At 57.8% G+C, this 21053-nt stretch carries 21 protein-coding genes and 1 other annotated feature; of the genes, 8 read left to right on the top strand and 13 right to left on the bottom strand.

The genetic code is table 11. The features are described from left to right. Positions 1–58 precede the first annotated feature (58 nt). Positions 59–2437 carry a phosphoenolpyruvate synthase gene (gene ppsA, locus FHC48_RS16685; protein ID WP_008500643.1) on the bottom strand — a complete coding sequence of 793 codons (2379 nt, stop codon included), beginning with the start codon at positions 2435–2437 and terminating at the stop codon, positions 59–61. 335 nt (positions 2438–2772) lie between these two features. Between ppsA and ppsR the strand changes: the two genes are divergently transcribed. The 8 genes from ppsR to FHC48_RS16645 all read left to right on the top strand — a co-directional run bounded on the left by ppsR (position 2773) and on the right by FHC48_RS16645 (position 10885). Continuing rightward, entirely contained in the window at positions 2773–3606 is an 834-nt protein-coding gene (gene ppsR / locus FHC48_RS16680; RefSeq protein WP_008500644.1) for a posphoenolpyruvate synthetase regulatory kinase/phosphorylase PpsR, read from the top strand. Positions 3607–3758: 152 nt separating this feature from the next. After that, positions 3759–4805, top strand: a complete 1047-nt coding sequence (gene aroH / locus FHC48_RS16675; protein WP_039023829.1) for a 3-deoxy-7-phosphoheptulonate synthase AroH — start codon at positions 3759–3761, stop codon at positions 4803–4805. Positions 4806–5001: 196 nt separating this feature from the next. Next, positions 5002–5184: a hemin uptake protein HemP gene (hemP, locus tag FHC48_RS16670; protein WP_021241095.1), complete on the top strand. Its 183-nt coding sequence runs from the start codon at positions 5002–5004 to the stop codon at positions 5182–5184. A 72-nt stretch (positions 5185–5256) separates the two neighbouring features. Continuing rightward, positions 5257–7239, top strand: a complete 1983-nt coding sequence (locus FHC48_RS16665) for a TonB-dependent hemoglobin/transferrin/lactoferrin family receptor (RefSeq protein ID WP_119312087.1) — start codon at positions 5257–5259, stop codon at positions 7237–7239. A gap of 35 nt (positions 7240–7274) precedes the next feature. Further along, positions 7275–8303 (top strand): hematinate-forming heme oxygenase ChuS, encoded by a 1029-nt coding sequence (chuS, locus tag FHC48_RS16660; protein WP_059364120.1) that lies wholly within the window; start codon positions 7275–7277, stop codon positions 8301–8303. Next, positions 8300–9121: a hemin ABC transporter substrate-binding protein gene (locus FHC48_RS16655; RefSeq protein ID WP_059364119.1), complete on the top strand. Its 822-nt coding sequence runs from the start codon at positions 8300–8302 to the stop codon at positions 9119–9121. Before chuS ends, FHC48_RS16655 begins: the two co-directional genes overlap by 4 nt. Continuing rightward, a complete protein-coding gene (locus FHC48_RS16650) occupies positions 9121–10113 on the top strand; it encodes an iron ABC transporter permease (RefSeq protein ID WP_059364117.1) in 993 nt (330 codons plus the stop codon). Before FHC48_RS16655 ends, FHC48_RS16650 begins: the two co-directional genes overlap by 1 nt. Further along, positions 10106–10885: a heme ABC transporter ATP-binding protein gene (locus FHC48_RS16645; RefSeq protein WP_059364116.1), complete on the top strand. Its 780-nt coding sequence runs from the start codon at positions 10106–10108 to the stop codon at positions 10883–10885. Before FHC48_RS16650 ends, FHC48_RS16645 begins: the two co-directional genes overlap by 8 nt. 38 nt (positions 10886–10923) lie before the next feature. Here FHC48_RS16645 and selO read toward each other — a convergent pair whose 3' ends face one another. The 12 genes from selO to rpmI all read right to left on the bottom strand — a co-directional run bounded on the left by selO (position 10924) and on the right by rpmI (position 20987). Then, positions 10924–12366 (bottom strand): protein adenylyltransferase SelO, encoded by a 1443-nt coding sequence (gene selO / locus FHC48_RS16640; protein WP_059364115.1) that lies wholly within the window; start codon positions 12364–12366, stop codon positions 10924–10926. A 61-nt stretch (positions 12367–12427) separates the two neighbouring features. Then, entirely contained in the window at positions 12428–13144 is a 717-nt protein-coding gene (locus FHC48_RS16635; RefSeq protein ID WP_008500649.1) for an EAL domain-containing protein, read from the bottom strand. Positions 13145–13436: 292 nt separating this feature from the next. Continuing rightward, positions 13437–13901: an NlpC/P60 family protein gene (locus FHC48_RS16630; RefSeq protein WP_008500650.1), complete on the bottom strand. Its 465-nt coding sequence runs from the start codon at positions 13899–13901 to the stop codon at positions 13437–13439. Positions 13902–13975: 74 nt separating this feature from the next. Next, positions 13976–14731, bottom strand: a complete 756-nt coding sequence (btuD, locus tag FHC48_RS16625; RefSeq protein ID WP_059364114.1) for a vitamin B12 ABC transporter ATP-binding protein BtuD — start codon at positions 14729–14731, stop codon at positions 13976–13978. Beyond that, the gene (locus FHC48_RS16620; RefSeq protein ID WP_021241087.1) at positions 14731–15282 is read right to left on the bottom strand and encodes a glutathione peroxidase; all 552 of its coding nucleotides are present in this window, start codon (positions 15280–15282) and stop codon (positions 14731–14733) included. Before FHC48_RS16620 ends, btuD begins: the two co-directional genes overlap by 1 nt. A gap of 22 nt (positions 15283–15304) precedes the next feature. Beyond that, complete coding sequence (gene btuC / locus FHC48_RS16615) at positions 15305–16285, bottom strand: vitamin B12 ABC transporter permease BtuC (protein WP_059364112.1); 981 nt, start codon at positions 16283–16285, stop codon at positions 15305–15307. Between the two features lie 103 nt (positions 16286–16388). After that, entirely contained in the window at positions 16389–16688 is a 300-nt protein-coding gene (gene ihfA, locus FHC48_RS16610) for an integration host factor subunit alpha (RefSeq protein WP_003857805.1), read from the bottom strand. A 4-nt stretch (positions 16689–16692) separates the two neighbouring features. After that, positions 16693–19080, bottom strand: coding sequence for a phenylalanine--tRNA ligase subunit beta (gene pheT, locus FHC48_RS16605; protein ID WP_059364111.1), 2388 nt, complete (start codon positions 19078–19080; stop codon positions 16693–16695). A gap of 15 nt (positions 19081–19095) precedes the next feature. Next, entirely contained in the window at positions 19096–20079 is a 984-nt protein-coding gene (gene pheS / locus FHC48_RS16600; protein ID WP_010426091.1) for a phenylalanine--tRNA ligase subunit alpha, read from the bottom strand. A 62-nt stretch (positions 20080–20141) separates the two neighbouring features. Next, positions 20142–20266, bottom strand: a sequence feature (Phe leader region). Further along, on the bottom strand, positions 20217–20261 hold the full coding sequence (gene pheM, locus FHC48_RS16595; protein WP_001386830.1) for a pheST operon leader peptide PheM: 45 nt from the start codon (positions 20259–20261) through the stop codon (positions 20217–20219). It overlaps the preceding feature by 45 nt. A gap of 117 nt (positions 20267–20383) precedes the next feature. Continuing rightward, complete coding sequence (gene rplT / locus FHC48_RS16590; protein ID WP_000124850.1) at positions 20384–20740, bottom strand: 50S ribosomal protein L20; 357 nt, start codon at positions 20738–20740, stop codon at positions 20384–20386. Between the two features lie 49 nt (positions 20741–20789). Continuing rightward, positions 20790–20987, bottom strand: coding sequence for a 50S ribosomal protein L35 (gene rpmI, locus FHC48_RS16585; RefSeq protein ID WP_001124225.1), 198 nt, complete (start codon positions 20985–20987; stop codon positions 20790–20792). Positions 20988–21053 lie beyond the last annotated feature (66 nt).

Raw genomic sequence — 21053 nt, 5'->3', positions numbered from 1 at the left:
CGGGCGGAAATAAAAAAGGCGAGGAATAATATCCTCGCCTTTTCGGGTCAGCGTGGCGTTACTTGTTCAGTTCCGCCAGGCTCAGCCAGGTTTGCACCACGGTGTCCGGGTTCAGGGACAGGCTATCGATCCCCTCCTCCATCAGCCAGGCGGCAAAGTCTTCATGGTCGGATGGCCCCTGACCACAAATCCCGACGTATTTGCCCTGCTTCTTCGCCGCGCGGATGGACAAGGAGAGCAATGCTTTCACCGCCTCGTTGCGCTCGTCGAACAGCTCGGAGACCACGCCGGAGTCGCGGTCCAGACCCAGCGTCAGCTGCGTCATGTCGTTCGAGCCGATAGAGAAGCCGTCGAAGTGCTCCAGGAACTGCTCGGCCAGCAGGGCGTTGGACGGGATTTCGCACATCATGATGATCTTCAGCCCGTTCTCGCCGCGCTTCAAACCCTGACGCGCCAGCTCGTCCACCACCGCTTTCGCCTGATCCACGGTACGCACAAACGGGATCATGATTTCGACGTTGGTCAGCCCCATGTCGTTGCGCACGCGCTTCACCGCCTCACATTCCAGCGCGAAGCAGTCGCGGAAGCTGTCGGACACGTAGCGTCCGGCCCCGCGGAAGCCCAGCATCGGGTTCTCTTCTTCCGGCTCGTAGCGCTCGCCGCCGACCAGGTTGGCGTATTCGTTAGACTTAAAGTCAGACAGGCGCACAATCACGCGTTTCGGATAGAAAGCGGCACCCAGCGTGGCGATCCCTTCGGTCAGACGGCCGACGTAGAACTCTTTCGGCGAGTCGTAGCCTTTCATCATCTCGCGGATTTCGTTCTGCAGCTTCGGCTCCTGGTCGTCAAACTCCAGCAGCGCACGCGGGTGAACGCCGATCATACGGTTGATGATAAATTCCAGACGCGCCAGGCCTACGCCTTCGTTCGGCAGGCAGGCGAAGTCAAACGCGCGGTCCGGGTTACCGACGTTCATCATGATCTTCAGCGGCAGGTCCGGCATGGTATCCACGCTGGAGCTCTTCACGCTGAAGTCGAGGATATCGGCATACACGTAGCCGGTATCGCCTTCGGCACAGGAGACGGTCACGTTCTGTCCGTCCTTCATGCGTTCGGTGGCGTCACCGCAGCCGACAACCGCAGGAATCCCCAGCTCGCGGGCGATGATCGCCGCGTGACAGGTACGGCCGCCGCGGTTGGTGACGATAGCCGCCGCTTTCTTCATGATCGGTTCCCAGTCCGGGTCGGTCATGTCGGTCACCAGCACGTCGCCCGGCTCAATACGGTTCATCTCGCTGATGTCGTGGATCACCTTCACCGGACCGGCACCGATGCGGTGACCGATGGCACGGCCTTCCGCCACGATTTTGCCCTGGGCGTGCAGCGTGTAACGCTCCATCACCTGGCCGCGTGAGCGGACGGTTTCCGGGCGCGCCTGCACGATAAACAGCTTGCCGGTGTTCCCGTCTTTCGCCCATTCGATATCCATCGGACGGCCGTAGTGTTTTTCAATCTGCACCGCCTGCTTCGCCAGCTCCTGCACTTCGGCGTCGGTCAGGGAGAAGCGGTCGCGCTGCTCCTGCGGTACGTCTTCAATTTTAACCTGCTTGCCATGCTCCTGGGTCGGGGCATAGATCATGCGGATTTTTTTCGAGCCCATGGTGCGGCGCACCACCGCCGGACGGCCAGCGGCCAGCGTAGGCTTGTGAACGTAGAATTCGTCAGGGTTTACCGCACCCTGCACAACCATCTCACCCAGACCCCACGCGGAGGTGATGAACACCACCTGGTCGAAGCCGGATTCGGTATCAATGGAGAACATCACGCCGGATGAGCCCACGTCCGAGCGCACCATGCGCTGTACGCCAGCGGAGAGCGCCACGCCGCGATGGTCGTAGCCCTGGTGCACGCGATAGGAGATGGCGCGGTCGTTGAACAGGGAAGCAAACACGTGCTTCACCGCCACCAGCACCGCATCGTAACCCTGGACGTTCAGGAAGGTTTCCTGCTGCCCGGCAAACGAGGCGTCCGGCATGTCTTCTGCGGTGGCTGAAGAGCGCACAGCAAAGGAGGCCTGCGCGTCGTCAGCGGAGAGCTGGTTGTACGCGTCGTGAATGGCTTTTTCCAGTTCCGGCTGGAAAGGTGTGTCGATGATCCACTGGCGGATCTGCGCCCCGGCTTTGGCAAGCTCGGTCACGTCATCAATATCCGTTTTATCCAGCAGGTCGTAAATGCGCTGGTTAACACCGCTCTGGTCTAAAAACAGGTTAAAGGCATCGGCGGTGGTGGCAAACCCGTTCGGTACGGAGACACCCATACCCGACAGGTTTGTAATCATTTCACCCAGGGAGGCATTTTTGCCCCCAACTCTGTCTACATCATTCATGCCGAGTTGGTTATACCAAAGCACCAGCGGTGACGAGCCATTGTTGGACATCGAAACAATCCTTTTGTGATATTTGATCGGAGTAAGAAACACCTGACTACGTATTTATACTGGCATAATTATTTCCGCTAAAAAAACGGTGAATCGTGTAAGCAATTTAAATTTTCAACTTTTCGGATACTTTCCCATCAACGATTAACCCGATGATTCCTCTATATTCAGCCAGAAACCCCAAAAATAAAGTCGCTATTTGAAAAATGAAATCCACTTTTCAGGAAAATCAAAAACAGCGTTTCATTCATAATTAGGATAAGTTCTTTGCTGTGTAAATTACTTTTTTAATTTATGCTTTCAGACAATTACGTCTGATATTCAGGGTGGGTAAAATGGATAGTGCTGTCGATCGTCACGTTTTTTATATTTCTGATGGTACGGCGATCACCGCCGAGGTGCTGGGCCACGCGGTGATGTCGCAGTTTCCCGTATCGATCAACAGCATTACGCTGCCGTTTGTCGAAAATGAGAGCCGCGCCAAAGCGGTGAAGGACCAGATCGACGCCATTTACCAGCAGACCGGCGTCCGTCCGCTGGTGTTCTACTCCATCGTGATCCCCGAGATCCGCGCCATCATTCTGCAGAGTGAAGGCTTCTGCCAGGATATCGTGCAGGCGCTGGTGGCTCCGCTGCAGAGCGAGTTGAAGCTCGACCCAACGCCTATCGCCCACCGTACCCACGGGCTGAACCCCGGCAACTTGACCAAGTACGATGCCCGTATCGCCGCCATTGACTATACCCTCGCGCACGACGACGGCATCTCGCTGCGTAATCTCGACCAGGCGCAGGTGATCCTGCTTGGCGTGTCGCGCTGCGGCAAAACGCCGACCAGCCTCTACCTGGCGATGCAGTTCGGCATTCGCGCCGCCAACTACCCGTTCATCGCTGACGATATGGATAACCTGGTGCTGCCCGCCGCCCTGAAGCCGCTGCAGCACAAGCTGTTCGGGCTGACCATCAATCCGGAGCGCCTTGCCGCCATCCGCGAAGAGCGCCGCGAGAACAGCCGCTACGCCTCCATGCGCCAGTGCCGGATGGAGGTCTCCGAAGTGGAAGCCCTGTACCGCAAAAATCAGATCCCGTGGCTGAACAGCACCAACTACTCTGTGGAGGAAATTGCCACCAAAATTCTCGACATCATGGGGCTTAATCGCCGCATGTACTAATATGCTAGTACATTAGCTCAGATTCAGGTATCATCATCGGCAACCACGGGGCTATGTCGCCCCGAACTTGAAATCAGCAGGGATTGGTTTAAGGTGATGCCCATCACTTCCCGGTAGTCTGCCGATGAAGCAAAAATTTTCTGAGACATTCCATGAATAAAACCGATGAACTCCGCACTGCGCGCATTGACAGCCTGGTCACGCCGGCTGAACTGGCCCAGCGGCATCCTGTTTCCGCTGCCGTTGCGGAACACGTGACGGCCTCCCGCCGCCGCATTGAAAAAATACTTAATGGTGAAGACAAGCGTCTTCTGGTGGTGATTGGTCCCTGCTCCATCCACGATCTGGATGCCGCGATGGATTATGCAAAACGGCTTCAGAGCCTGCGGGATAAGTACCAGCACCGCCTTGAGATTGTGATGCGAACCTACTTTGAAAAACCGCGTACCGTGGTGGGCTGGAAAGGGCTGATTTCCGACCCTGACCTTAACGGCAGCTATCGCGTGAACCACGGCATCGAGCTGGCGCGGAAGCTGCTTTTGCAGGTCAACGAGCTGGGCGTGCCGACCGCCACCGAGTTTCTCGATATGGTGACCGGGCAGTTTATCGCCGATCTGATCAGCTGGGGCGCGATTGGCGCACGCACCACCGAGAGCCAAATCCACCGCGAGATGGCCTCCGCCCTCTCCTGTCCGGTCGGCTTTAAAAACGGGACCGATGGCAATACCCGTATTGCGGTTGATGCCATCCGCGCGGCCCGTGCCAGCCACATGTTCCTGTCGCCGGACAAGAGCGGTCACATGACCATCTACCAGACCAGCGGTAACCCGTACGGGCACATCATCATGCGCGGCGGGAAGAAGCCCAATTACCATGCACAAGATATTGCGGCGGCCTGTGAAACGCTGGCGGAATTCGACCTGCCGGAACATCTGGTGGTGGACTTCAGCCACGGCAACTGCCAGAAGCAGCATCGCCGCCAGCTGGACGTCTGCGATGAGATCTGCCAGCAGATCCGCAGCGGTTCAACCGCCGTTGCAGGGATTATGGCGGAGAGCTTTATCAAAGAAGGCACGCAGAAAATCGTTGCTGGCCAGCAGATGGTATACGGCCAGTCGATCACCGACCCGTGCCTGAGCTGGGAAGACAGCGAGCTGCTGCTGGAGAAACTCGCAGCAGCCGTGGACACGCGCTTTTAACATCCTGCCGGGTGGCGCTGCGCTTACCCGGCCTACGATTCGTGCCGTTGTAGGCCCGGTAAGGCGAAGTCGCCACCGGGCTTTTGATTGCACAATATTGATCCTCTCACCCTTTTTTCACAAAAACGCTTGCCGTAAATTTGCAGTTTATTGATAATGATTATCATTGTTACATTGATTGTTATTTATAAACATTATGTCACGTACGGATAACAGCGCGGCAACGCCAGCAAAAACAGACACAGCACCAGCCCCTACCGAGCGTCGGATTGACAGCAAAACCCTGCTCGGCGATGCGGGGCGGGTCATTATCGAGCATGACGGCCAGCGCTATCTGCTGCGCCAGACCCATGCCGGAAAACTGATCCTCACAAAATAAACCAAAAACTTCGCCAGCCACCCAGGTGATCCCCAGGCAGCCAGCGCTTTCGATTCTTTATGGAGAGTTGCTATGCCACACCTGCCTTCCGCGTCTTTACGCCCGTCACTTCTGGCGCTGGCGATTGTCAGCACCCTGCCGGGCGTCGCGTTTGCTGCCGCAGATGAAATGACCGTCACCGCCACGGGCAACGCCCGCAGCGCCTTTGAAGCCCCCATGATGGTGAGCGTGATTGATGCCACCGCCCCGGAGAAACAAACCGCCAGCTCGGCGGCCGATATGCTGCGTAACGTTCCCGGCCTGATGCTGGACGGAACCGGGCGCACCAACGGGCAGGATGTGAACCTGCGCGGCTACGATCGTCGCGGCGTGCTGGTGCTGGTTGACGGCGTGCGTCAAGGCACCGACACCGGCCACCTGAACAGCACGTTCCTCGATCCGGCGCTGATTAAACGTATCGAAGTGGTTCGCGGCCCGTCGGCCCTGCTGTACGGCAGCGGCGCGCTGGGCGGCGTGATTTCCTATGACACCGTCGATGCAAAAGACCTGCTGGAAACGGGTAAAAAAAGCGGCTACCGCGTGTTTGGGACGGGCGCGACGGGCGATCACAGTCTCGGCATGGGGGCCAGCGCCTACGGCCGCACCGACACGCTGGACGGTCTGGTGGCCTGGTCCAGCCGGGATCGCGGTGATATTCGCCAGAGCGACGGAGCAACCGCCCCTAACGACGAATCCATCAATAACATGCTGGCGAAAGGCAGCTGGAAAATCGACCCGGCCCAGACCCTGAGCGGCACCCTGCGCTACTACAACAACGATGCGCAGGAACCAAAAAACCCGCAAACCACGGGGACGGACAGCAGTAACCCGATGACCGATCGCTCCACCATCCAGCGTGACGCGCAGGTGGGCTACCGCATCGCCCCGGAAGGTAACGACTGGCTGAACGCCGACGCGAAGGTCTACTGGTCCGAAGCGCGCATTAATGCCCAGAATATCGACAACAGCGGTGAGTTCCGCAAACAGACCACCAAAGGCGGCAAGGTGGAAAACCGCACCCGCCTGTTCAGCGACACTTTAGCAGCACATCTGCTGACCTACGGTGGGGAATACTACCGTCAGGAGCAGCATCCGGGCGGCGCGACCACCGGCTTCCCGGAGGCGAAAATCGACTTCAGCTCCGGCTGGCTGCAGGATGAAATCACCCTGCGCGATCTGCCGGTCACCCTGCTGGGCGGTACGCGCTATGACAACTACCGCGGCAGCAGTAATGGCTACGACGACGTGGATGCCGATAAATGGTCCTCCCGCGCCGGGTTGACCGTCAGCCCGACCGACTGGCTGATGCTGTTTGGCTCATACGCGCAGGCGTTCCGCGCGCCCACCATGGGCGAGATGTACAACGACGCCAAACACTTCTCTATTGGCCGCTTCTATACCAACTACTGGGTGCCAAACCCGAACCTGCGCCCGGAAACCAACGAAACGCAGGAGTTTGGGTTCGGTCTGCGCTTTGACGATCTGCTGCTTGCCAACGATGCGCTGGAGTTTAAAGCCAGCTATTTCGATACCAAAGCTAAAGACTATATCTCCACCACCGTCAATTTTGCCGCCGCGACCACCATGTCTTATAACGTTCCGAACGCCAAAATCTGGGGCTGGGACATGATGGCAAAATACTCTGCCGACCTCTTCAACCTCGACCTGGCCTATAACCGCACGCGCGGGAAAGACACCGATACGGGCGAGTACATCTCCAGCATCAACCCGGATACCGTCACCAGCAAGCTGGACATTCCGGTGGCGCAGAGCGGTTTTTCCGTCGGCTGGATTGGCACCTTTGTCGATCGCTCAACGCATATCAGCAGCAGCTACAGCAAGCAGCCGGGCTACGCGGTCAATGACTTCTACGTCAGCTATAAGGGCCAGGAGCAGCTCAAAGGCGTGACCACGACGCTGGTGCTCGGCAACGCCTTTGACAAAGAATACTGGTCACCTCAGGGCATTCCGCAGGACGGCCGTAACGGCAAGATTTTCGTAAGCTATCAGTGGTAATTCCCGTCGGGGCAACTCTTCAGAAGGATAAGAAAATGAATCACTACACGCGCTGGCTTGAGCTGAAAGAAGACAATCCGGGTAAGTACGCACGCGACATCGCAGGGTTAATGAATATCAGCGAAGCAGAGTTGACCTTTGCCCGCGTGGGTCACGACGCCTGGCGACTGCGCGGTGAGATCCGCGAGATCCTGGGCGCGCTGGAGGCGGTGGGCGAAACCAAATGCATCTGCCGCAACGACTACGCCGTTCACGAGCAGGTCGGAAGCTTCACCAACCAGCACCTGAACGGCCATGCCGGGCTGGTGCTGAACCCGCGCGCGCTAGATCTACGCCTGTTCCTCAACCAGTGGGCAAGCGCGTTTCACATCAGTGAAGCCACCGCCCGCGGCGAGCGGCAGAGCATTCAGTTCTTCGACCACCAGGGCGATGCCCTGCTGAAGGTCTACGCCACGGATAACACCGACGTTTCCGCCTGGGGCGACGTGCTGACCCGTTTTATCTTTGCCGATAATCCACCGCTGGCGTTGAAGGCGCCCGACGCGCCTGCTCACGCGGAAAATGCGCAAGCCGACCTCGTGGATAAAGAGTGGCGCGCCATGACCGACGTGCACCAGTTCTTCAGCCTCCTCAAACGCCATAACCTCAGCCGCCAGCAGGCGTTTCGCCTGGTGGGGGACGATCTGGCCTGTCGGGTAGAGAACAGCGCGCTGGCGCAACTGCTGGAGACGGCGCGCCGGGACGGCAATGAAATCATGGTCTTCGTCGGCAACCGCGGCTGCGTACAGATTTTCACCGGCGTGGTGGAAAAGCTGGCGCCGATGAAAGGCTGGCTGAACATCTTCAACTCAACCTTTACCCTGCACCTGCTTGAAGACGCCATTGCGGAGACGTGGGTCACGCGCAAACCAACCGCTGACGGGCACGTCACCAGCCTGGAGCTGTTTGCCGCCGACGGGACGCAAATCGCCCAGCTGTACGGCCAGCGCACCGAAGGCGAGCCGGAGCAAAGCCAGTGGCGCAGCCAGATAGACGCCCTGACGGCGAAAGGGCTGGCCGCATGAAACGGTGGCTTGTCCTGTTCAGCGCCCTGCCCCTGATGGCGTTTGCTGCGCCGCAGGAGAAAATCATCACGCTCGGCGGCGACGTCACCGAGATTGTCTACGCCCTCGGTGCGTCGTCTTCCCTGGTGGCGCGCGACAGCACCAGCCAGTGGCCGCAGGCGGCGAACGTGCTGCCGGACGTGGGCTATCTGCGCCAGCTCAACGCGGAAGGGATCTTGTCCATGCGCCCCACGCTGGTGCTGGCCAGCGCCCAGGCGCAGCCCTCCCTGGCGCTAAAGCAGGTTGAGCAAAGCCACGTCCGGGTTATCGCGGTTCCAGCCGCTAACGATTTGAGCGTCATCGACGAAAAAGTGCGGATCGTGGCGGAAGCGACGCACCGGGAGGCCGAGGGGGAAGCCCTGCGCGGCAAGCTGCGTCAGGCGCTGTCAACCCTGCCCACATCGCCGCTCAACAAGCGGGTGCTGTTTATTCTCAACCACGGCGGGATGACCGCGATGGCTGCCGGACAACAGACCGGCGCGGACGCGGCCATTCGCGCGGCGGGGCTGCAGAATGCGATGCAGGGGTTCACCCGCTATCAGCCGCTGTCTCAGGAAGGGGTGATTGCCAGCCGGCCCGATCTGGTGGTGATTTCGCAGGACGGCATCAACGCCCTGGGCGGGGAAGCGAATCTGTGGACGCTGCCCGGGCTGGCGCAAACCCCGGCAGGACGTAATAAGCAGGTGCTGGCGATGGATGATATGGCGCTGCTGGGCTTTAGCGTGCGAACGCCGGAAGCCATCCGGCAGCTGCGTACCAAAGCGGAGCAACTGCCCTGATGTCCCGGCGAGTCGCCCTGTCATTGTGGATGCTGGCCGCGCTGCTGGTCGTCACGACGCTGACGGCCAGCGGTATTGGCGCGCTGCGCCTGCCAGTCAGCCTGCTTTGGAACGGCACCGACGAGTCCCTGCGTCAGATCTGGCTGACGATCCGCCTGCCACGCGTGCTGCTGGCGCTGGCGATCGGCGGTTCACTGGCGCTCGCGGGCTGCGTGATGCAGGGGCTATTCCGCAACCCGCTGGCGGACCCGGGCCTGCTCGGCATCAGCAGCGGCGCGGCACTTGCCGTCGCGCTGTGGGTGGTGCTTCCGCTCTCGCTGCCTGCACTGGTGATGCTGTATGCCCCGATGCTGGCGGCGTTTCTCGGCGCGCTGGCCGCCACCTTCGTGATTTTCCTGCTCAGCCGTCAGCGTGACGCTTCCCTGTCGCGCCTGCTGCTGGTGGGCATTGCCATCAACGCCCTGTGCGGTGCGGCCGTCGGCGTGCTGTCATGGCTCAGCAATGATGCCCAGCTTCGCCAGCTTTCACTCTGGGGAATGGGCAGCCTCGGCCAGGCCCAGTGGTCGACGCTGCTGGCCGTCGCGTCGCTGATGATCCCCACCGTACTGATTATCTGGCGCCTGGCAGGGCCCCTCAACCTGCTGCAGCTGGGCGACGAAGAGGCGCACTATCTCGGCGTGGAGGTGGCCGCCGTGCAGCGGATCCTGTTGCTGTGCAGCGCCCTGCTGGTGGCTGCCGCCGTTGCGGTCAGCGGCGTGATCGGTTTTGTCGGCCTGGTGGTGCCGCACCTGGTGCGGATGTGGCTGGGAGCCGACCACCGGGCCACGCTCCCCGGCTCGGTGCTGGCCGGTGCGCTGCTCCTGCTGGTGGCCGACACGCTGGCGCGCAGCGTGGTCGCTCCGGCGGAAATGCCGGTTGGCTTATTGACCAGCCTTCTCGGCGCGCCGTGGTTCCTGTGGCTGATCTTTCGTCGTGGAGGTGCGCATGGCTGAACGCTATTGTGCAGAAAACCTTGTTTTTCGCGCCGGGCAACGCACGCTGATTAACGACGTGTCGCTGACCTTATCTCAGAGCGAGCTGGTGGCGTTGATTGGCCCCAACGGTGCCGGGAAATCGACGCTGTTGCGGCTGCTTACCGGCTATCTTAAACCTGCTGGGGGACGGTGCAGCCTGGCGGGCACACCGCTTGCGGCCTGGCAGCCGGAAAGGCTCTCCCGCTACCGGGCGGTGATGCGCCAGAGCACGCAGCTCGGATTTGACTGGCCGGTTGAGGCGGTGGTCGGTATGGGGCGTGCGCCCTGGACCCGCACGCCAGAAGCGTCGGTGATCGAGGAGGTGATGGCCATCACCGGTTGTTTACCGCTGGCGGGCAGGCAGTTTGCCGCGCTCTCCGGCGGCGAGCAGCAGCGCGTTCAGCTCGCCCGCGCGCTGGCTCAGCTCTGGTGCGACGGGGCGCCGCGCGGCTGGCTGTTTCTTGATGAACCGACGTCCGCGCTGGATCTCTATCACCAGCAGCATCTGCTGCGCCTGCTGAAATCCCTGACCAGCCGGGGACATCTGCACGTGTGCGCGGTGCTGCACGACCTCAACCTGGCAGCGCTGTGGGCGGATCGCATCCTGCTCCTGCACAGCGGCCGGATCGTGTCCCAGGGAGAGCCGGAAACCGTGTTGCAGGCCGATGTGCTGGCGCGCTGGTACGGCGCACAGGTTCACGTCGGCAGGCATCCGGCTCACCCCGTGCCGCAGGTGTTTCTCGCCCCCTGACCGGTCCGGATTCTGACGACGCCGACTCCGGCCAGACACTAGCTTGAGCAACTGACCTCCAGCCGCTTGCCCCACTCAGGCGGGCGGCTGACGTAATCATCATCCCGGTCGGCAAACGGCGTGCGCAACGCCACGTGCAGACGGTGTAACTCGTCGTACTCGCCCTGCTCGGCCTGCTCAATCGCCCGCTGCGCCAGCCAGTTGCGCAACACCATCGCCGGGTTCGTAGCGTTCATCTGCGCCTGGCGGGTCGCATCATCCACCTGCTCCTGCTGCAGCCGCGTGCGGTACGATGCAAACCAGTCGTCAAACGCCTGTCTGTCAATAAACTCATCGCGCAGCGGCGAGGCGGCACTGTGCTGCTCCGTCTGGCCCAGCATCCGGAAGGTGCGCGTGTAATCGCTGCCCTCGCGCGCCATCAGGACAAACAGGCCATTGAGGATGTCGTTATCGCCCTTCTCCTGCGTGACTAGCCCCAGCTTGTTGCGCATCAGCGAGCCATACTCTCGCAGTAAGATCGCCTGATAGCTGTCGAGCGCATCATTGAGGGCATCAACGTCGATGAACGGCGACAGGGTTTGCGCAAGCCGCTGCAGGTTCCACAGGCCCACCGCGGGCTGATTGTCAAAACTGTAGCGCCCCTGATAGTCGGAGTGGTTACAGATGTACCCTGGCTGATAATCATCCAGGAAACCAAACGGGCCGTAGTCAAAGGTCAACCCGAGAAGCGACATGTTGTCCGTATTCATGACGCCATGGGCAAAACCTACCGTTTGCCAGCGAGCAATCAGGGCTGCGGTACGGGCCACCACGTCCCTGAACCAGAGAACGTATTTATCCGCGTCGTCCTGCAACTGCGCCCAGTGGTGACGAATGGCAAAGTCAGCCAGCTGGCGCACCTTGTCCGGCTCGCGGCGATAGTAAAAGTGTTCAAAATGACCGAAGCGCAAATGGCTTTGCGCAATGCGCATCAGCATTGCGCCCTTTTCCACGGTTTCGCGCGCAACCGGCGTGTCGCTGGTCACGATCGACAGCGCACGGGTGGTGGGGATACCGAGGGCATGCATCGCTTCGGAGCCCAGGCATTCGCGAATCGTTGAACGCAGAACCGCACGCCCGTCGCCCATCCGCGAATAGGGCGTCAGGCCCGCACCTTTCAGGTGCCAGTCAACCGTCTCCCCGTTGGGAAGCTGTTGTTCACCGAGCAGGATCCCCCTGCCGTCGCCCAGTTGCCCAGCCCAGACGCCAAACTGATGCCCGCTATAGACCTGAGCAAGGGGTTGCATACCGGCGAGAAGCGTTTCGCCTCCCCAGACGCCAGCGCTTCCTGAACGCTGAAACAGCTCAGGCGGAATGGCCAGCTCTTCTGCCAGCCGATCGTTATGCCAGATAAGGCGTGAATTTTGTAACGGTGTGGGTTTGAGTGCGGTATAAAATCCCGGCAACTCGTCATGCCAGTGAGCAGTAAAAGACAGGGTCATAAGTCCTCCTGCTTTTAGTGTAGAGGGTTTACCCGGACTTAAACACGGGCGAAAGCAAGGGTTATCGCTGCTGAACCAGCGTAGTGACGTGTTCCGCCGAGACGGCAGGCCAGAGTGTTCCCTGCATGGCGCCAAAATTAAAGGACAACACGCGCTGCAACAGACCGTGGTCGTCAATGCCCGAGACAATCACAGACTGGCAGTGCGGCGTGATTTGCCAGAGGATGGCGCGCATAAATGGCTCAAAAGAGAGCTCTGAAGCACGCTGCTGAATGAAGCCTTTATCGAGAATAACCCGTTTAAATAATCCATCATACACCGCTTTGAGCGATGCAGCGCCTGCACCAAAGTTTGCCAGCACCAATGGGAAATGGATTGCCATTCTCGCCAGCTGAAGATCGTCCTTTCCGTTATTTAAACCTGGATAATTCTCATTAACAGTAAACTCAAGAAACGGATAACGCTCAAGAATTGAAACAGCGTTTCCATTACTTAATAAAAATTCAACTATTGCAGGGGTAATATTGATCCATGCAATTAACTGATGCTGAATAAAAAACAGTTTGCAGGTATCAAGCAATTGCAGTTTTTCGTTAAACAGCGCTAACTCTTCAGCCGCTGAAAGTCGTGGGATAACAAGCTCAGTGGGGATCCGCACATCGCTGTCGACGCCAGTAAAGTTAACCAGAATTTCTAAACCTTTAAGCTCCCCTGCGCTATTACGGGCAGGCAAAAGCAGCAGTTCAGACTGGTAAGCATTATCTAGCGTAATTATCATTGCACTCGCCCCGCATTAAAGATGAGAGAGGACATCCTGGAGCAATTGCCGACACAATTCCACTGTCTTGATTTTAATAAGATTAATTTCATTAGTTCCGTATTAATTTTCAGATTTTTCCCTGAATCTAAAATAATCTTATCCTGGTTGCAAAATAATAGCCAGTTTTAGATAAAACAGATACATGAGGAATTCGCTAATTTTAGGTAAATTTAACTTTAATCATCTTATTTGAGAAAAAACGGCATGTTATTCGCTACCATGCCGTCATAAGAGAGGTATACGACGAAGATTATATACGTCGTGCCTGCCAGAAATTTTTACGCCAGTAAACATTATCAAGAGAAGAGCGCATCACGCCGCGGCTCGTCGAGGCGTGAATGAACTGGTTGTCAGTATCATAAATGCCCACATGAAGTCCGCTTTCCCCCGATCCGGTTTTGAAGAAAACCAGGTCCCCGGGCAGGAGGTCGTCTTTATCAATTTCCGTGCCGATTTCTGCCTGTTTACGCGTTTCACGCGGCAGCTGTAAATCAAACTTGTCGCGAAACGTCATCAGAACGAAGCCGGAGCAATCTACACCGCCACGGCTCATGCCGCCGTAGCGATAAGGCGTGCCGCGCCAGTTGCTCAGCTGATCGTTGAGGCTGGCAATGACGGTGATCGAATCTGAAAGCCGTGGGTTAGGCGGCGGTGCACGATGGCTACTGCATCCCGCAAGAAAAAGTGCGGCCATCAGGAGAAACCAGAATCGCATTTTCAGACGAATCCTCTGCTTTTTTTGTTCTTTTCGTAATTTAGCGTGCAATTGTGCTCACAGGCAAGAAACGCTTACTCCTGCCCGGTCGAAATCAGCATCTTATGGCCCTCAATATCCAGCCTGCGGAACGACATGTTGTACGCGCGGGCAAGATTGGGCGGCGTCAGAACCTGATCCCGCGTACCGCTGGCGATCATCTTCCCCTGCGACAGCAGCCACACCCGGTGGGCATGACGCAAGGTGTGGTTGAGGTCATGACTGCTCATCACCACGGCGATGCCTTTTCTACTGAGCGCACTTAGCAGGGTATCCAGGGCCGCCTGCTGCGCGACATCCAGACCGCTCATCGGTTCATCGAGAAGCAGCATCCGCCCATGAGGATTACCGGCCGGGTGGATCTGAACAATGGCAGCCGCCAGACGCACCCGCTGCCATTCGCCGCCGGATAGCTGGCTGGCATGCCGGGAGAGTTTATCCTCCAGCCCCAGCGCCGCGGCCACGTCCGTCAGCAGTGCCGTAGAATGTTTGTCGTGCAAATGCAGCATCAGATAGTGCCAGACCGGCATCGCAAAGGGGGGGACCTGCTGCTGCACGAGATAGCTGCGCCGATGCGCCAGCGAGACCGGCGACCACTCGGCCAGCGTATGCTCCAGCAACATTATCTGCCCTTCTCCGGCAGTCATGCCTGCCATCCGTGCCAGCAGCGTGCTCTTTCCTGCGCCGTTTGGCCCGACAAGATGCAGGATTTCTCCCGCATTGACGGCGCCGGTTATCGGCTCCAGACGTCCCTTCTCGGCAACGTCCGTGAGCTGCATCAGCAGCGACATTATTTCGCCAGCGCCAGCTTGATCGATTCCATGACGATCGGATCTTCAGGGGTCATATCCGGTGAAAAACGCTGTACGACCTGACCGTCGCGACCTATCAGGAATTTTTCAAAGTTCCACAGAATATCGTCCGGATAAAGCGGCGCGCGGCCTTTGCTGGCCATGCGTTCATAAAAACCGCTGCCTTCCGGCGCGACGGCTTTCGGTGCGGCAGCGATCAGCTTCGCATACAGCGGGTGGCGGTCTTCACCGTTGACATCGATTTTGCTGAACAACGGGAACGTTACGCCGTAGGTAGTGCTGCAGAAGGTTTTAATCTCCTCTTCGCTGCCCGGCTCCTGCCCCAGGAACTGGTTGCAGGGGAAGCCCAGCACGGTAAAACCGTCTTTCTCCCAGGCCTTCTGAATGTTTTCCAGCTGCTCGTACTGCGGCGTCAGGCCGCATTTGGATGCCACGTTGACGATCAGCAACACATTGCCTTTGTAGCCTTCCAGCGTGGTTTTATCGCCATCAATGGTGGTCACTTCAGTATTCAGGATATCTGACTGCATAGCATTTCCTCAGGTTGTCGATTTAACGTCCAGCTTTTAATAGTAGCCAGATAAAGACCGGCGCGCCCAGCGTGGCGGTCACCACGCCAATGGGCAGCTCTGCGGCCGTCAGGGCAAGCCTGGCGATGATGTCGGCCACCAGCAGCGTGACGGCCCCGGCAACCGCCGAGGCCGGAAGCAAGGTTCGATGGTCCGTGATTCCGCACAGTCGGAGCATATGCGGAATCACCAGACCGATAAAGCCAATCGCGCCCGCCAGAGCCACGCTGACGCCGACCAGCCAGCCAATGGCGATGACCAGCACATTACGCCAGAACCCAATCGGCATGCCCAGCTGGCGGGCTGAGGTTTCACCCAGCGCGAGCATATTCAACGGCTGCGCCTGCAGGGCAGCCCACACGATGACCGGCACCAGCAGCGCCATCAGCCAGCCCTGCTGCCAGTCGACGCCGCCAAAGCCGCCCATCATCCAGTACATGAGCTGCCGAAGGTCAAAAGAGGTCGAGAAGTAGACCGCCCAGGTCATCAGCGCGCTACAGATGATCCCCAGCGCCACGCCGGCAAGCAGCAGACGGCTGGTCGATAAGTGCCGTCTGGCAAAACGAAGAAGGATGAGCGTTATCAGTAATGCGCCGAGGATCGCGCTCAGGCTAATGCTCCAGCCGGAGAGTTCTCCTCCGCCCAGCATCACCGCTGCAATCAGCCCCACGCCCGCACCGTTAGACACGCCGAGCAGCCCGGGCTCCGCCAGAGGATTCTCAAACAACGCCTGCATAATGGTGCCGCACAGCGCCAGCGCGGCCCCCACCAGCATCACCGCGACGGTACGCGGCAGACGAATTTGCCAGACGAAGAGCTGTCCGTCAGGTCCCCACCAGCTTTCGGGCCCTATCCACCGGTCACCGGCGCAGAGGCTAACGCCTGCGGCGACAATGAGCAGCAGCACCAGAAAAAGCAGGTGACGCCGATCGGAACGGTGCTGGAGATAGACATAATCAAGCATGTTTACGGTTTTCGTAGCGAGAGATGTAATTGATTTTACGGCGGGTTTGCCTGAGAGCGCAAAGAAAAAAGGCCGCGTGGGCGGCCTTTTTAGTTAGTTCATATTACTCTGCTTTGGGCGTTGCGTTTTCGACACGGCTTTTTAACTTCTGGCCGGGTCTGAAGGTCACCACGCGGCGGGCTGTAATGGGAATATCTTCCCCCGTCTTCGGGTTGCGGCCCGGACGTTGGTTTTTGTCTCGCAAATCAAAATTGCCAAAGCCGGAGAGTTTTACCTGCTCACCATTTTCCAGAGCACGACGGATCTCTTCGAAAAACAGCTCTACCAGCTCTTTGGCATCCCGTTTGCTAAGCCCAAGCTTATCAAACAGATATTCTGACATTTCAGCTTTTGTAAGCGCCATAGGTTCAATCCCTCAATGATGCCTGGAATCGCTCTTTTAATGCCTCTACACATTTGGCGACGGTAGCGGCAATCTCCTCTTCTTCGAGTGTACGGCTGGTATCCTGAAGGATCAGGCTGATAGCCAGGCTCTTAAAGCCCTCTGCTACGCCCTTGCCGCGGTACACGTCAAATAAGTTTACGCCAACTACCTGATTTACGCCAACTTTCTTACATTCGGCCAAAATATCTGCTGCGGGCACATTTTCCGCGACCACAACCGCGATATCACGGCGGTTTGCCGGGAAGCGGGAGACGTCCTGAGCCTGAGGAATCACGCGGTCTGCCACCAGGTTCCATTCCAGCTCGAACACGATGGTACGGCCATTCAGGTCCAGTTTACGCTCCAGCTCAGGGTGAACAACCCCAATAAAACCAATGCGTTTGCCGTCTAAATAGAGGGCGGCGCTCTGGCCTGGATGCAGGGCCGGAATGGCTTCTGCACGGAATTCAATTTCAGATAATTTACCGGTCAGATCCAGAATCGCTTCCAGATCGCCCTTCATATCGTAGAAATCAACCGTGCCTTTTGCCAGGTCCCAGTGCTCTTCATAACGGTTACCGCTGATGGCGCCAGCCAGCATGAGATCCTGACGGATGCCTAAATTTGCCTGATTATCCGGTACAAAGCGCAAACCGCTTTCGAAAATTCGCACGCGGTTTTGCTGGCGATTCTGGTTGTAAACGATAGTGCCCAGCAGGCCCGTCCACAGGGACAGACGCATCGCGGACATTTCGCTGGAAATTGGGCTTGGCAGGATCAGCGCTTCCTGACCCGGGTGGATCAGCTGCTGCAGCTTTGGATCAACAAAGCTGTAGGTGATCACTTCCTGATAGCCTTTGTCGTTCAGCATGGTTTTCACACGCTTCAGGGACAGGTCGGCTTCACGGTGGGTGCCCATCACCAGACCTGCCTGTACCGGCTCGTCAGGGATGTTGTTGTAGCCATAAACACGGGCCACTTCTTCCACCAGATCTTCTTCAATTTCCATGTCGAAACGCCATGACGGCGCAACGGCTTTCCACTCGTCCTGGCCTTCGGTTACGTCGCAACCCAGACGCTTCAGAATATCGGTCACCTGCGCGTCGGCAACGTGGTGCCCAATCAGGCGATCCAGCTTACTGCGACGCAGGGTGATGGTCGCACGCTTCGGCAGCGTGGCTTCGTTGGTGACGTCGATAACCGGGCCCGCTTCGCCGCCGCAGATGTCGATCAGCAGGCGAGTCGCACGCTCCATCGCTTTGTATTGCAGCGCAGGATCCACGCCGCGCTCGTAGCGGTGGGACGCATCGGTGTGCAGGCCGTGACGGCGTGCGCGACCAGTGATGGAAAGCGGGCTGAAGAACGCGCACTCCAGCAGGACGTTTTGCGTTTCGTCGTTGACGCCTGAATGCTCGCCTCCGAAGATACCGCCCATTGCCAGCGCTTTGCTGTGGTCAGCAATCACCAGGGTGTCGGCGTTCAGTTTCGCTTCGGTGCCGTCCAGCAGAACCAGGGTTTCGCCCTCTTTCGCCATGCGCACCACAATACCGCCTTCAATACGATCTTTATCGAAGGCGTGCATTGGCTGGCCCAGTTCCAGCAGAACGTAGTTAGTCACGTCAACCACGGCGTCGATAGAGCGGATACCGCAGCGGCGCAGCTTCTCTTTCATCCACAGCGGGGTTGGCGCTTTCACGTTGATGCCTTTCACCACGCGACCGAGATAGCGCGGGCAGGCATCCGCAGCGTCAACCTGGATAGGCAGCACGTCATTGATGGTCGCTTCAACCGGGGCGATCTCCGGCGCGTTCAGCTCGGTCTGGTTCAGCACGGCAACGTCGCGCGCCACGCCGATGATCCCTAAGCAGTCAGCGCGGTTTGGCGTGACGCTGATTTCGATGGTGTTGTCATCAAGCTTCAGGTATTCGCGGATGTCGGTGCCGATTGGCGCATCCAGCGGCAGCTCAATGATGCCGTTGTGATCGTCGGAAATACCCAGCTCGGAGAAGGAACACAGCATGCCTTCAGACGGCTCGCCGCGCAGCTTAGCCGCTTTGATTTTGAAATCGCCCGGCAGTACCGCACCGACGGTCGCCACGGCCACTTTCAGCCCCTGGCGGCAGTTTGGCGCACCGCAGACGATATCCAGCAGACGGTCACCGCCTACGTTTACTTTTGTTACGCGCAGTTTGTCCGCGTTAGGGTGCTGGCCGCACTCTACCACTTCACCGACGACCACGCCGTTGAATGCCCCTGAAACCGGCTCAACGCCGTCCACTTCCAGACCTGCCATGGTAATCTGATTAGAAAGCGCGTCGCTGTCCAGCGTGGTGTTCACCCACTCGCGTAACCACAGTTCACTGAATTTCATTGTTCTGTCCTGCCCTTATTTAAACTGTTTGAGGAAACGCAGATCGTTTTCGAAGAATGCACGTAAGTCGGTGACGCCATAGCGCAGCATGGTCAGACGCTCCATGCCCATACCGAAGGCGAAGCCGGAGTAAACTTCCGGATCGATACCCACGTTGCGCAGGACGTTTGGATGCACCATGCCGCAGCCCAGCACTTCCAGCCATTTGCCGTTTTTGCCCATCACGTCAACTTCCGCAGACGGTTCGGTGAACGGGAAGTAGGACGGACGGAAACGAACCTGCAGATCTTCCTCAAAGAAGTTGTTCAGGAAATCGTGCAGCGTGCCTTTCAGGTTGGTGAAGCTGATGTTTTTATCAACAATCAGACCTTCCATCTGGTGGAACATTGGGGTGTGGGTCTGATCGTAGTCGTTACGATAGACGCGGCCCGGCGCGATAATACGGATTGGCGGCTCCTGATCCTTCATGGTACGGATCTGAACGCCGGAGGTCTGGGTACGCAGCAGACGCGTCGCGTCGAACCAGAAAGTGTCGTGGTCAGCGCGTGCCGGATGATGGCCAGGAATGTTCAGAGCATCGAAGTTGTGGTAATCATCTTCGATTTCCGGGCCAGTCGCCACGGTAAAGCCGAGCTCACCGAAGAAACTTTCAATGCGATCGATGGTGCGGGTAACCGGGTGCAGACCGCCGTTCTCGATGCGGCGACCCGGCAGAGAAACGTCGATCGTCTCTGCGGCCAGACGCGCATTCAGCACCGCGCTTTCCAGCTCGGCTTTGCGTGCGTTCAGCGCCTGCTGTACCTGCTCTTTGGCTTCGTTAATCACCGCCCCCGCTGCCGGGCGCTCTTCTGGCGGCAGCTCACGCAGGGTTGTCATTTGAAGGGTCAGGTGCCCTTTCTTCCCAAGATATTCGACGCGGACATTGTCTAACGCGGCAACATCTGAGGCCTGATTAATGGCGGCTGTTGCACTGGCAACCAGCTCTGCGAGATGTGACATGATTTTCCTCATTATGTCGGTGCAGACACCGATTTGGTGGAGTTATTCTCTCAAATTCAGGCACAAAAAAAGCCTCCATCGGGAGGCTTATCTGGCGCTGTTTTTCGTTTCATCTTTCACGCGCTAGCCTCCTGAAGTCAGGTGCTAAAGTAAAAGAAGAAGCGGAAAATAGCAGCATTCATGCTTGCGTTACCTTGTTGGGTAAAAACCGTTGAGACCTTATTGAAAAGCCTGCACGGGTAAATGTCAATCTTCTTACAGGGTTATATGAAAAGAGGGAGCCAGGCCCCCTCTCTCAACTGGCTTATGCCAGTGCTGCTTTCGCTTTTTCGACCAGAGCGGTGAACGCTACTTTGTCGAATACTGCGATGTCAGCCAGGATCTTACGGTCGATTTCAACAGAGGCTTTTTTCAGGCCGTTGATGAATTTGCTGTAAGAAATACCGTTCTGACGTGCTGCTGCGTTGATACGCGCAATCCACAGTTGACGGAACTGACGCTTACGCTGACGACGGTCACGGTAAGCGTACTGACCTGCTTTGATAACAGCCTGGAAGGCAACGCGGTATACGCGTGAACGCGCACCGTAGTAGCCTTTAGCTTGTTTCAAAATTTTCTTGTGACGTGCACGTGCAATTACACCACGTTTTACGCGAGCCATGTGTGCTCTCCTGTATCTATTCTAAGTTAAAAAAGTTAAACGAAACGACTTATGCGTACGGCAGGCACGCGATGACCAGGCCCAGATCGCCTTTAGAAACCATGGCTTTTGGACGCAGGTGACGTTTACGCTTGGTAGCTTTCTTAGTCAGAATGTGACGCAGGTTAGCGTGCTTGTGCTTAAAACCACCTTTACCGGTTTTTTTGAAGCGCTTAGCAGCACCGCGTACGGTCTTAATTTTTGGCATTTTAATAACTTCCACTTCGCATTGTTAAATAAACGAAACATAGGCGAACAAAACCTATGAAACCCG

The sequence above is a fragment of the Enterobacter sp. EC_50 genome (assembly GCF_019584525.1).
Lineage (GTDB): Bacteria > Pseudomonadota > Gammaproteobacteria > Enterobacterales > Enterobacteriaceae > Enterobacter > Enterobacter roggenkampii.
This window is presented reverse-complemented; position numbering and strand designations above follow the sequence as displayed.